General features: G+C 64.4%; 8 protein-coding genes. 3 read left to right on the top strand and 5 right to left on the bottom strand.

The features are described 5' to 3' along the window. Positions 1-7: 7 nt before the first annotated feature. Positions 8-781: a PP2C family serine/threonine-protein phosphatase gene (locus ACF8O7_RS20690; protein ID WP_026062214.1), complete on the top strand. Its 774-nt coding sequence runs from the start codon at positions 8-10 to the stop codon at positions 779-781. Positions 782-859: 78 nt separating this feature from the next. On the opposite strand, the gene ACF8O7_RS20685 is transcribed toward ACF8O7_RS20690, so the two are convergent. The 5 genes from ACF8O7_RS20685 to ACF8O7_RS20665 all read right to left on the bottom strand — a co-directional run bounded on the left by ACF8O7_RS20685 (position 860) and on the right by ACF8O7_RS20665 (position 8509). Beyond that, positions 860-1555 carry a hypothetical protein gene (locus ACF8O7_RS20685; protein WP_016454844.1) on the bottom strand — a complete coding sequence of 232 codons (696 nt, stop codon included), beginning with the start codon at positions 1553-1555 and terminating at the stop codon, positions 860-862. Positions 1556-1595: 40 nt separating this feature from the next. After that, positions 1596-2699 (bottom strand): cell division protein ZapE, encoded by a 1104-nt coding sequence (gene zapE / locus ACF8O7_RS20680; RefSeq protein ID WP_016446859.1) that lies wholly within the window; start codon positions 2697-2699, stop codon positions 1596-1598. Between the two features lie 95 nt (positions 2700-2794). Further along, entirely contained in the window at positions 2795-4222 is a 1428-nt protein-coding gene (lpdA, locus tag ACF8O7_RS20675; RefSeq protein ID WP_017404783.1) for a dihydrolipoyl dehydrogenase, read from the bottom strand. Between the two features lie 90 nt (positions 4223-4312). Next, entirely contained in the window at positions 4313-5575 is a 1263-nt protein-coding gene (odhB, locus tag ACF8O7_RS20670; RefSeq protein WP_016454845.1) for a 2-oxoglutarate dehydrogenase complex dihydrolipoyllysine-residue succinyltransferase, read from the bottom strand. A 54-nt stretch (positions 5576-5629) separates the two neighbouring features. Next, positions 5630-8509 (bottom strand): 2-oxoglutarate dehydrogenase E1 component, encoded by a 2880-nt coding sequence (locus ACF8O7_RS20665; RefSeq protein WP_016446856.1) that lies wholly within the window; start codon positions 8507-8509, stop codon positions 5630-5632. A 231-nt stretch (positions 8510-8740) separates the two neighbouring features. On the opposite strand from ACF8O7_RS20665, the gene ACF8O7_RS20660 reads away from it, so the two are divergent. Beyond that, positions 8741-9928: an AI-2E family transporter gene (locus tag ACF8O7_RS20660; protein ID WP_016446855.1), complete on the top strand. Its 1188-nt coding sequence runs from the start codon at positions 8741-8743 to the stop codon at positions 9926-9928. A 355-nt stretch (positions 9929-10283) separates the two neighbouring features. After that, a complete protein-coding gene (fdnG, locus tag ACF8O7_RS20655; RefSeq protein WP_155525080.1) occupies positions 10284-13349 on the top strand; it encodes a formate dehydrogenase-N subunit alpha in 3066 nt (1021 codons plus the stop codon). Positions 13350-13357: the final 8 nt, after the last annotated feature.

Genomic DNA, 13357 nt, shown 5'->3' with positions numbered 1-13357 from the left:
AGAGACCATGCAGCCAGCGTACCGACTCCAAGCCGCCACAGGCATCCATCGCGGTGACAGGCAATACCAGCAAGACCAGGTGATGCTCATGGCCCACCCGTATGTCCACGGCTGCCTGCTGGGCGTTCTGGCCGACGGCATGGGCGGGCGCAGCGGCGGGCGCAAGGCCTCCGACCAGGTCATGCTCACGGCGCGCCAGCTGTTCGAGCGCTTCGAGCCGGGCAAGGAGGACTGCACAGCGCTGCTGGAGAGCATCGTGCGCGAGTCGCACACGGTGATCCGTCTGACCGCCATTTCGGCCGAGCAGGAGCCGCACAGCACCATCGCTGCCTTCGTCCTGCTGCCCCAGGGCCGCTGCCACTGGGTGCATTCGGGCGATTCGCGCATCTACCACTACCAGGACGCGACCATGGTCCACCGCACCAAGGACCATTCCTATGTGCAGTCGCTGGTGGACCGGGGAGAGCTCACCGAATTCGAGGCCCATGTGCACCCCAAGTCCAACATCCTGCTGGGCTGCCTGGGCACCGAGGCCGAACCGCCCATGAGCCACCACGTGATCGAGCGCGTGTATCCGGGCACCACCCTCATGGCCTGCAGCGATGGCGTCTGGCACTACTACACGGCCGAGGAACTGGGCACCGTGCTCAACGCGCTCACCCCGCGCGAGGCCACGGAGTTCCTCATCGACAAGGCCCGCGTGCGCGCCCAGGGCGGGGGCGACAACCTGTCCTTGGTGGTGCTCAAGCTCGAGGCGCTGGAGTCGGCCCAGACGGCTTGAACCGGGGTTGGAGCATCCAGGCCCTCACGCCAGCCCCCACCCGGTTGGCCTGTTGGCGCGTGGCAGAGAAAAAAAGGATCAGGGAGCAGGCGGCGCCGGCAGCGGCGCAGCCTGGGGACCGCGCTCGCGGGCCGCTTCGGCGGCACGGGCTTTGCGCTCGGCCGCTTCCTTCTGCTTGGCTTCGAACTGCGCACGCGATGCCGCGCGCCGCTCCTGCTCCTGGGCGGACTGGCGCTGCTCCATCTGGGCCTGCCGTTCGCGCTGGTGGCTGGCCTGCTGGGCGGCGCGCTGCTGCGCCTCCTGGGCGCGCTGCGCGCGCAGGGCCTGGGTATCGCGTTGCACGGCCGGCGGCCGTTCCTTGGCCTCCATGGTGGAGGCTGCCTTCTGCGCCTTCTTGGCCTCGATGTCTTCCAGGCGCTGGACGGCGCGCTCCTTGCGCTCCTCGTCGTTGATCTGAAGCTCGCGTTCGCGCAGCGGACGATCCTGCTCACGGGCCTCTTCGCGCGCCTGCTTGAGGCAGTCTTCCACGGCAAAGCGCTGGTAGCACTCGGACTCCAGGGCCGTGCGCCGGCGCTCGATGACGGCGCGCTGGGCTGCGATGTCGGCACGCGCGGCCTTGCGTTCGGCCTGGGCCTGCCTGGCCGCCTGGCCAGGCTCCCGCGCGGCATCGGCCGCCACGGCCGGGCCCGCCAAGGCCAGGCAGGCCAGCGCGGCGCCCAAAGGAACGGGCAGTTTCTTCACAAGGGCAAAAGCAGAGGTGGGCAGTTTCAGCATGTACAGGTCCGGCAAACGACGCCAGGCGCGGCCACCTGCCTCAGGTCAGGCTGGTATCCACCACGCGGCGCTCCAGCGCCAGGAATTCCTTGGACTGCATCTCGTTCAGGCGCGAGACGGTGCGGGGGAACTCATGGGCCAGCGGGCCCTCAGTGTAAAGCTGCTCGGGCGGCACGGCGGCCGAGATGACCAGCTTGACCCTGCGGTCGTACAGCACGTCCACCAGCCAGGTGAAGCGCCGCGCGGGCGACGCCATGTTGACCGGCATATAGGGCACGTCGGACAGCAGCACGGTGTGGAACTGGCTTGCGATCTCCAGGTAGTCGTTCTGCGAGCGCGGGCCGCCGCACAGCTCGCGGAAGTCGAACCAGACCACGCCACCGGCGCGGCGGCGCGCACGGATCTCGCGCGCCTCGATGTGCAGCACCGGGTCCTCGTCCTTGACCTCGGCCAGCTTGTCGAAGGTCTCGGTCATGGCCGCATCGGCCTCGGCGCCCAGCGGCGTGTGGTAGAGCCTGGCGTTTTCCAGCGTGCGGCGGCGGTAGTCCGTGCCGTTGTCCACGTTGACGACTTCCATGCGCTCGTTGAGCAGGTCGATGGCCGGCAGGATGCGGTCGCGGTGCAGGCCGCCCGGGTACAGCTCGTCGGGCTTGAAGTTGGAGGTGGTGACAAAGCCCACGCCGTTGGCGAACAGCGACACCAGCAGCCGGTGCAGGATCATCGCGTCCGTGATGTCGGCCACGTGGAATTCATCGAAGCAGATCAGCTTGTACTTCTTGGAGATGCGCGCACCCAGCACGTCCAGCGGGTTCTGGGTGCCCTGCAGCACGGCGAGTTCACGGTGGACCTCGCGCATGAATTCATGGAAATGCAGGCGCACCTTGCGCCTGAGCGGCACGGCATTGAAGAAGCAATCCATGAGAAAGCTCTTGCCGCGCCCCACCCCGCCGTACATGTAGACGCCACGGGGAATCTCGGGATGGTTGATGAGCTTCTTGAAGGCATTGGAGCGGCGCTGGCGGTAGACCGTCCAGTCGTCGGCACAGCGCTGCAGCGCCTCGACGGCGCGCAGTTGCGCAGGATCACTGTGAAAGCCCTTGGCTACCAGTTCGGCCTCGTAGGCCTCTCGCACTGAAACGCTCATGCAGCATCAACCATTTGCTATGTATTCAGAAGCTGAAAGCGCTTGCAGAGCAAGCGCTTTCAGGTCTCGGATTGGCTAGATGGCTAGCCTGGCACTCAGAAGTTCAGAGTACGCTTGTCGACTGCCAGGGCAGCCTCCTTGGTGGCTTCGGACAGCGAGGGGTGGGCATGGCAGATGCGGGCGATGTCTTCGCTCGATGCCTTGAACTCCATGGCAACCACGGCTTCGGAGATCAGCTCCGAGACCATGGGGCCGACCATGTGCACGCCCAGGATCTCGTCGGTTTCGGCATCGGCCAGGAACTTGACCATGCCGGTGGTGTCGCCCAGGGCGCGCGCACGGCCGTTGGCCAGGAAGGGGAAGCTGCCGGCCTTGTACTTGACGCCCTGCTCCTTCAGTTGCTGCTCGGTGCGGCCCACCCAGGCGATTTCGGGGCTGGTGTAGATCACCCAGGGGATGGTGCCGAAGTTCACATGGCCATGCTGGCCGGCGATGCGCTCGGCCACGGCCACGGCCTCTTCCTCGGCCTTGTGCGCCAGCATCGGGCCGCGCACCACGTCGCCCACGGCCCAGACGCCGGGCAGGCTGGTCTTGCAGTCGTCATCGACCACGATGCAGCCGCGCTCGTCCAGGGCCAGGCCCACCGCCTCGGCATTGAGGCCGGCGGTGTTGGCCGTACGGCCAATGGAGATGATGAGCTTGTCAGCCTCCAGCGCCTGGGCTTCACCCTTGGCGTTGGTGTAGGCGATGGACACGCCCTTCTTGCCGGACTTGACTTCGCCGATCTTCACGCCCAGCTCGATCTTCAGGCCCTGCTTGTCGAAGGCCTTCTTGGCTTCCTTGGCGATCTGCTCGTCCACGGCGGGCAGGAACTTGTCCATGCCTTCGAGCACGATGACTTCGGTGCCAAGACGGCGCCAGACCGAGCCCATTTCCAGGCCGATCACGCCGGCGCCGATCAGGGCCAGCTTCTTGGGGGCCTTGCCCAGGCGCAGGGCGCCGTCGTTGGACAGGATGTTCTCTTCATCGAAGGGCACGCCGGGCAGAGCGCGGGCGTTGGAGCCGGTGGCCACCACGATCTGCTTGCCCGTCAGCACTTCCTCTTCCTTGCCGGCGACCTTGATCTCGTAGCCGCCTTCGACGGCCTTGACGAAGGAACCACGGCCGTGGAAGAACGTGACCTTGTTCTTCTTGAACAGGTACAGGATGCCGTCGTTGTTCTGCTTCACGACCGCATCCTTGCGGGCGATCATCTTGGCCACGTCCATCTCGACCTTGCCGGTGGAGATGCCATGGTCGGCAAAGTGCAGGTTGGCATGCTCGAAGTGCTCGGACGACTGCAGCAGGGCCTTGGAGGGAATGCAGCCCACGTTGGTGCAGGTGCCGCCCGGAGCGGCGCCGCCGGCGGCGTTCTTCCACTCGTCGATACAGGCCACATTGAAGCCCAGTTGTGCGGCACGGATGGCGGCGATGTAGCCGCCAGGGCCCGCGCCGATGACGATGACGTCGAATTGCTTGCTCATTTCAGGAATCTCTTGTCTGTGATGCATGAAAAAACCCACCGCAGGGCGCGCGGCCAAGGGTGGGTTTTCGTCGTGTCGAACCCTGTGGAATTACAGGTCGAACAGCAGGCGCGAAGGATCTTCCAGCGCGTCCTTCATGGCCACCAGGCCCAGCACGGCTTCGCGGCCGTCGATGATGCGGTGGTCATAGGACATGGCCAGATAGTTCATCGGGCGCACCACGACCTGGCCGTTCTCGACCATGGCACGGTCCTTGGTGGCGTGCACGCCCAGGATGGCCGACTGGGGCGGGTTGATGATGGGGGTGGACATCATCGAGCCGAAGGTGCCGCCATTGGAGATGGAGAAGGTGCCGCCGGTCATTTCTTCAATGCCCAGCTTGCCTTCGGCAGCCTTCTTGCCGAATTCGGCAATCTTCTTTTCGATGTCGGCGAAGCTCATCTGGTCTGCATTGCGCAGGATGGGCACCACCAGGCCACGGGGCGAACCCACGGCGATACCGATGTCGAAGTAGCCGTGGTAGACGATGTCGTTGCCGTCCACGGATGCGTTGAGCACCGGGTACTTCTTCAGGGCGTGCACGGCCGCCTTGACGAAGAAGGACATGAAGCCCAGCTTGGTGCCGTGTTCCTTGGTGAAGGCGTCCTGGAACTTCTTGCGCAGATCCATCACCGGGGCCATGTTCACTTCATTGAACGTGGTCAGGATGGCGTTGGTGGACTGCGACTGCAGCAGACGCTCGGCCACGCGGGCACGCAGGCGGCTCATGGGCACGCGCTGCTCGGGACGGCCGCTGAGGTCTTCCTTGGCGGACGGAGCCGACACCTGGGGCAGCGCCTTGGTGGGCACGCCGGTGGGAATGACGGCAGCGGTGGACTGCACGCCGCCCTTAATGGCGGCCAGCGCGTCACCCTTGGTCACGCGGCCATCCTTGCCGGAGCCAGCCACGCCGGCGGCCGACAGGTTGTTTTCGGCCAGCAGCTTGGCAGCGGCGGGCATGGCGACATCACCCTTGCTGCCACCGGTGGCGGCCGCGGCTGCGGGCGCTGCAGCGGGAGCGGCTGCAGCGGCGGGGGCGGCTGCAGGAGCGGCAGCGGCCACACCGGCCACGCCTTCGGTGTCGATCTTGGCGATCAGTTGCTCGGCCACCACGGTGGCGCCGTCACCTTGCACGATCTCGGCCAGCACGCCAGCGGCGGGCGCGGGCACTTCGAGCACGACCTTGTCGGTTTCGATCTCGATGAGGATCTCATCGACTGCAACCGCCTCGCCGGCCTTCTTCTTCCAGGTCAGCATGGTGGCCTCAGCGATGGACTCGGACAGCTGGGGAACTTTGACTTCAACGATAGCCATTTGTGATTCTTTCCAAAAGTGTTCTGTACTGATACGTAGCGGGTGGGGGCTGCCTTACTTGTTCAGGACAAAACCCTTGAGCTTGGAGAACGCGCCTTCCACCAGGGCCTTTTGCTGCTCCTGGTGCAGGTGGGCGTAACCCACGGCGGGCGATGCCGAGGCAGCGCGGCCGGAGTAGCCCAGCTTCTGGCCATCGAGCATGTTCTCGTGGATGTAGTGCTGCACGAAGAACCAGGCGCCCTGGTTCTGCGGCTCGTCCTGGCACCAGACGATGTCGGTGGCGTTGCCGAACTTCTTCAGTTCAGCGGCGAAAGCCTTGTGCGGGAAGGGGTACAGCTGCTCGACGCGGATGATGGCGACGTCCTTGCTTTCCTTCTCGGTGCGCTTCTTGACCAGGTCGTAGTACACCTTGCCGGAGCATGCGATCACGCGCTTGACCTTGGCCGCGTTCTTCACGACGGCTTCGTCCTGCTCGGGGATCACGGTCTGGAAACCGCCGCTGGTGAACTCGGACAGCGGCGAGGTGGCGTCCTTGTTGCGCAGCAGCGACTTGGGGGTCATGATGACCAGCGGCTTGCGCAGCGGGCGCACCATCTGGCGGCGCAGCACGTGGAAGATCTGGCTGGCCGTGGTCGGCTGCACGATCTGCATGTTGGCGTCGGCGGCCAGTTGCATGAAGCGCTCCAGGCGGGCCGAGCTGTGCTCGGGGCCCTGGCCTTCGTAGCCGTGCGGCAGCATCAGCGTCAGGCCGTTGATGCGGCCCCACTTGACTTCACCGGAGGCGATGAACTGGTCGATCACGACCTGGGCGCCGTTGGCGAAATCGCCGAACTGGGCTTCCCAGATCACCAGGGTGTTGGGGTCGTTCGACGCATAGCCGTACTCGAAGCCCAGCACGGCTTCTTCGGACAGGATGGAGTCGATGACGGTGAACGGAGCCTGGCTGTCGGCCACGTTCTGCAGCGGGATGTAGGTGCCTTCGCTCCACTTCTCGCGCTTTTGGTCATGGATGACCGAGTGGCGGTGCGTGAAGGTGCCGCGGCCGCAGTCCTCGCCCGACAGGCGCACGGGGTAGCCCGATGCGACCAGCGATGCGAAGGCCATGTGCTCGCCCATGCCCCAGTCCACGTTGACTTCGCCGCGGCCCATGGCTGCGCGGTCGTCATAGACCTTCTTGACCAGCGCGTGCGGCGTCACGGTCTCGGGGATGGTGGTGATGCGTTCGGCCAGGCGCTTCCATTCCGTCAGCGGGATGGCGGTGTCGCCGGCGTCCGTCCAGGTCTTGCCCAGGAACGGGCTCCAGTCCACGGCGTACTTGCTCTTGAAGTTGGTCAGCACCGGGTCCACGGTGTGGCGGCCTTCGTCCATGGCGGCGCGGTAGGCCTTGGCCATGTCGTCGCCCAGCGATTCGCCCAGGCCCTGTGCGGCCAGCTTGTCGGCGTACAGCTTGCGCGTGCCAGGGTGGGCGCCGATCTTCTTGTACATCAGCGGCTGGGTCAGCGCGGGGGTGTCCTGCTCGTTGTGGCCCAGCTTGCGGAAGCAGACGATGTCCACGACCACGTCCTTGGAGAATTCCATGCGGAACTCCAGGGCCAGCTGCACGGCCAGCGCCACGGCTTCCGGATCATCGCCGTTGACGTGCAGCACGGGCGACTCGATCATCTTGACGATGTCGGTGCAGTACAGCGTGGAGCGGGTGTCGCGCGGATCGGAGGTGGTGAAGCCGATCTGGTTGTTGATGATGATGTGCACCGTGCCGCCCGTGGTGTAGCCACGGGTCTGGGCCAGCGCCAGGGTTTCCTGGTTCACGCCCTGGCCGGCGAAGGCTGCATCGCCGTGCACCAGCACGGGCAGCACCTGCTTGCCGTGCGGGTCGTCGCGGCGGTCCATGCGCGAGCGCACCGAACCTTCGACCACGGGGTTGACGATTTCCAGGTGCGAGGGGTTGAAGGCCAGCGACAGGTGGACGGGGCCGCCTGCGGTGGAGACGTCGGAGCTGAAGCCCTGGTGGTACTTCACGTCACCGGCGGGCAGGTCCTCGGGGGCGGTGTGGTCGAACTCGGCGAACAGGTCCTTGGGCATCTTGCCCAGGGTGTTGACCAGCACGTTCAGGCGGCCGCGGTGGGCCATGCCGATCACGACTTCCTGCACGCCCTTCTGGCCGGCAGCGTTGATCAGCTCGTCCATGGCGACGATGAAGCTCTCGCCACCTTCCAGCGAGAAGCGCTTTTGGCCGACGTACTTGGTGTGCAGGTAGCGTTCCAGGCCTTCGGCAGCCGTCAGGCGGTCGAGGATGCGCTTTTTCCGGCTGGCATCAAAGCTGGGCTTGGTACGGCTGGTTTCCAGCTTTTGCTGCCACCAGCGCTTTTGCGTCTGGTCCGTGGCATACATGTACTCGGAGCCGATGGTGCCGCAGTAGGTTTCGCGCAGAGCGTTCATCAGCTCGCGCAGGGACATGCTTTCCTTGCCGAAGAAGGTGTTGCTCGTGTTGAACACCGTTTCCTGGTCGGCATCGGTGAAGCCGTAGAACGACGGCTCCAGCTCGGGAATTTCGGGGCGCTCGGTGCGCTTGAGGGGGTCCAGATCGGCCCAGCGTGCGCCGACATTGCGGTAGGCGGCGATCAGTTGCTGGACGGCGGTGCGCTTGCGGCCCAGCTCGGAGTCGGCGCCGGAAGCCACGACCACCTTGGTGCCGCCTTGCTTGGCGCGCTCGGCGAAAGCGTTGATGACGGGCTGGTGCGGAACGTCCTTGGCGTCGGTGCCATCGACTGCGGGCACATGTTGCAGTGCATCAAAGTACTCGCGCCAGGAATCCGGCACGCTACCGGGATTGGCCAGGTAGTTTTCGTACATTTCTTCGACGTAGGGGGCATTGCCGCCGAAGAGGTAGGTATTGCCTTGGTAGGCTTGGTAGACCGACGTCTGATCGCTCATATTGCGCTGACCTCAGCCTCCCTGAGGGAGGCATTAGCTGGTTTGTGGAACCTTCCGCGACACGGCTGTACCGATTGGCGGATGCGACTGTGGCTGGGGAAGGGCCTGGTTGCGACCGCCATTGTGCCACCGTTCAAACATCGCAGCAGGGCAGTTACCAAGTGATTACCTGAACTCTCCGGGAGTTCCCGCAGTCGCGTACATTGGCGCATCTTCCGAACGGACCGCCAGATGAACCTGCTGCCCCTACACAAACGCACTTTCATGCTGCTGCTGATTGCGGCAACCATAGGCTTCGGTGCCGTGCTCTGGGAGTTCATGGGGGCCATCTTCTGGGGCGTCGCCCTCGCCATCCTGTTTTCGCCGCTGCACCGGCGCCTGCTGGCGCGCATGCCACGGCGCACCAATCTCGCCGCCCTGTCCACCCTGCTGCTGTGCCTGGTGGTGGCCATCCTGCCGCTGGCGCTGATCGGCGCCTCGCTGGTGCGCGAGGCCTCGTTGATCTATGAGCGCGTCAACAGCGGCAACCTGGATGCAGGCACCTATGTGCAACAGATCATGGACGCCCTGCCCTCCTGGGTCACACCCTGGCTGGAGCGGTTGCACCTGGGTTCGCTGGCCGAGCTGCAGGACAAGCTGTCCAGCATCGCCATGCAGGCCTCCAAGCTGGCCGCCACCAAGGCGCTGGGCATAGGCCAGAACACCTTCGGGTTTCTGGTCGGCTTCTGCGTGATGCTGTACCTGCTGTTCTTCCTGCTGCGTGACGGCCGCGACCTGACACAGCGCATCCGCATGGCCATCCCGCTGCAGTCCGACCACAAGGCCGAGCTGTCGAGCAAGTTCACCACCGTGATCCGCGCCACCGTCAAAGGCAACCTGGCCGTGGCGGCCGCCCAGGGCGCGCTGGGCGGGCTGATCTTCTGGATTCTGGGCATCCAGGGACCCGTGCTGTGGGGCGTGGTGATGGCCTTCCTGTCGCTGCTGCCCGCTGTGGGCGCCGGCCTGATCTGGGCGCCGGTGGCCATCTACTTCCTGGCCACCGGTGACATGGGCAAGGGCCTGATCCTGATCGCCTACGGCGTGCTGGTGATCGGACTGGTGGACAACGTGCTGCGCCCGCTGCTGGTGGGCAAGGACACCAAGATGCCCGACTACATCGTGCTGATCTCGACACTGGGCGGCATGGCTCTCTTCGGACTGACGGGTTTTGTGATAGGACCCGTGATCGCGGCGCTGTTCATGGCAATCTGGGACATGTTCACGCGCATGCAGCTGCAGGATGAGGAAAGGCGCCGCCAAATGGCCCAAACGGTGAACCCATCGGTGAACAAGACGGGTTTGGCGCATGCTGAATATCAGACGTCGGATGATCTGGGCCTCAAGCATGCCCCGCGCGATCCAGGCCCGCCGGCACGCTGATCCACCCCGGCCTCCGCTCCCGGGGGAGGCCAAAAACCCCATTCGGCAATTCAATCGACGCAAATGGTTCGCATTCACCCAATAGACTGGATTGATCGACGCCATTCAGCCAGCCAATGAATACCGGATTGATATAAAACAAAATATCCGAAGCCTTCAAACCAGATAATCAATTCAACTGATGAATCAGCCGGACACCGGGCCGGCAAGCCCCGCGCAGCAAGGCGCAGCGGGGAGGCCGCGCATGAATGCCGCACAGGCCGACTCGGGATTAAGGGTTATTTCCCGGATTGTTTTCGGGGTGCACTCGTAGAATTTGCTTACAAGCGTCAATTTCTATTAGAAGGTACCCCACATGGTCCAATTCTCCAGACGCCAGTTCATGAAAGTGACTGGTTCGACTCTGGCCGGATCCAGCCTGGCGTTGATGGGCTTCTCGCCCACGGCCGCCCTGGCTGAAGTGCGCCAGTTCAAGCTGGCCGCCACCACGGTCACCCGCCAGACCTGCACCTACTGTTCGGTAGGCTGCGGTATCCTGATGTATTCGCTGAGCGATGGCGTCAAGAACGCCAAGCTGTCGGTGATCCACGTCGAGGGAGATCCCGACCACCCCGTCAACCGCGGAACGCTGTGCCCCAAGGGCGCATCGCTGCTGGACTTCGTCCACAGCCCGCACCGCCTGAAGTATCCCGAGTACCGCGCGCCCGGCTCCACCGAGTGGAAGCGCATGTCCTGGGATGAGGCGCTGACCCGCATCACCAAGCTGCTCAAGGACGACCGCGACGCGAACTTCGTCGAGCAAAACGACAAGGGCCAGACGGTGAACCGCTGGCTGACCACCGGCATGCTGGCCGCCTCGGCCTCCAGCAACGAAGCCGGCTACGTCACACACAAGGTGGCCCGCTCCTGGGGCCTGCTCGCACTCGATAACCAAGCACGTGTCTGACACGGCCCGACGGTGGCAGGTCTTGCCCCGACGTTTGGCCGTGGAGCGATGACGAACCATTGGGTCGACATCAAGAACGCGGACGTTATCCTGATCATGGGCGGCAATGCCGCTGAAGCACATCCCTGCGGTTTCAAGTGGGTGACCGAAGCGAAGGAGCACAACGGTGCGCACTTCATGGTGGTCGATCCGCGCTTCAACCGCTCCGCCTCCGTGGCCGATTTCTACGCCCCCATCCGGTCGGGCTCGGACATCGTGTTCCTGGGTGGCGTGATCAACTATCTGCTGACGAATGACAAGATCCATCACGAGTACGTGAGGAACTACACCGACTTCTCGTACATCGTGAAGGAGGAGTTTGCGTTCGACGAGGGCATCTTCTCGGGCTACGACCCGCAGACCCGCAAGTACGACAAGTCCAGCTGGGACTATGAACTCGACGCCGATGGCTACGTGAAGGTGGACGCCAGCCTGCAGCATCCGCGCTGCGTGTACCAATGGCTCAAGCGCCACTACGCCAGCTATACGCCCGAGAAGGTGGAGAGCGCCTGCGGCACGCCCAAGGAAAAATTCCTGCATGTGTGCGAGAAGCTGGCTTCGACGGCAGTGCCGGGCCGTGCCGCAACCATCCTGTACGCACTGGGCTGGACACAGCACACCACGGGTGCGCAGATCCTGCGCACGGGCGCCATGGTGCAGCTGCTGCTGGGCAACATCGGCGTGGCCGGCGGCGGCATGAATGCGCTGCGCGGGCACTCCAACATCCAGGGCCTGACGGACCTGGGGATTCTGTCGGCTTCGCTGCCAGGCTATCTGACGCTGCCCAACGAAGGCGAGCAGGACTACCAGAAGTACATCGACGCGCGCACGCCCAAGGCCATGCGCCCGGGCCAGATGAACTACTGGTCGAACACGCCCAAGTTCCACGTGAGCCTGATGAAGGCCTGGTGGGGACCGGCGGCCACGGCCGAGAACAACTGGGCCTTCAACTACCTGCCCAAGCTGGACAAGCAGTACGACATGCTGCAGGTGTTCGACCTGATGGCGCAGGGCAAGATCAACGGCTACATCGCCCAGGGCTTCAACCCGCTGGCGGCTCTTGCGAACAGCAACAATGTGCGCGAAGGCCTCAAGAAGCTGAAGTTCCTGGTGATCATGGACCCGCTGGTCACCGAAACGTCGGAGTTCTGGAAGAACCACGGCGAGTTCAACGACGTGGATTCGGCATCCATCCAGACCGAGGTGTTCCGCCTGCCCACGACCTGCTTTGCCGAGGAAGACGGCGCCGTCGTCAGTTCCTCTCGCGTGCTGCAGTGGCACTGGAAGGCGGCCGAGCCCCCGGGCGAAGCCAAGACCGACATCGCCATCATGTCGGCCCTGCACCTGCGCCTGAAGCAGGCCTACGAGAAGGACGGCGGCAAGTTCCCCGAGCCGATCACCAAGCTGTGGTGGCCGTATGCCCATGCCGATCATCCGACTTCGGAAGAGATCGCCAAGGAGTACAACGGCCGCGCGCTGGTGGACCTGTTCGACCCCAAGGACCCGACCAAGCTCATCCGCAAGGCCGGCGAGCAGCTCGCCGGCTTCGGCGAGATGCGCGACGACGGCACGACGATGGGCGGCTGCTGGATCTGGGCTGGCTGCTGGACCTCGTCCGGCAACCAGATGGCCCGACGCGACAACAGCGACCCTACGGGCATAGGCAATACGCTGAACTGGGCCTGGGCCTGGCCGGCCAACCGCCGCGTGCTCTACAACCGTGCCTCGTGCGACCGCAACGGCCAGCCGTTCAATCCCCAGCGCACGCTGATCCGCTGGAACGGCAAGACCTGGGGCGGCGCCGACGTGCCCGACATGGGTCCGACCATGCCGCCGGAGACCACCGATCCGTTCATCATGAACCCCGAGGGCGTGGCGCGCTTCTTCGCCCGCAAGGGCATGAACGAGGGACCGTTCCCCACCCACTACGAGGCCTTCGACAACCCGCTGGGATACAACCCCATGTATCCCGACAACAAGCTGGCTGTCATCAACCCGGCCGCCCGCATCTTCGACTCCGCCAAGGATTCGGCAGGCTCGCCCAGCGAGTTCCCGCATGTGGGCACGACGTACCGCCTGACCGAGCACTTCCACTATTGGACCAAGCACGTTCAGTTGAACAACATCGTTCAGCCCGAGCAGTTCGTGGAAATCGGCGAGGCGCTGGCCAAGGAACTGGGCATCGAGACGGGCCAGCATGTGAAGGTCAGCTCCAAGCGCGGCTTCGTCAAGGCCGCCGCCGTGGTGACCAAGCGCATCAAGCCCATGAAGATCGATGGCAAGACCATCCACCACGTGGGCGTGCCCATTCACTGGGGCTTCTCGTCGACGGGCCGCAAGGGCTACATGGCCAACAACCTGACGGCATCGGTGGGCGATGGCAACAGCCTTACCCCGGAATCCAAGACCTTCCTCGTGAAGGTGGAAAAGGTTTAAGGAGCAGC

Source organism: Delftia sp. WSY_16 (genome assembly GCF_043104415.1).
GTDB classification, from domain to species: domain Bacteria; phylum Pseudomonadota; class Gammaproteobacteria; order Burkholderiales; family Burkholderiaceae_C; genus Comamonas; species Comamonas tsuruhatensis.
This window is presented reverse-complemented; position numbering and strand designations above follow the sequence as displayed.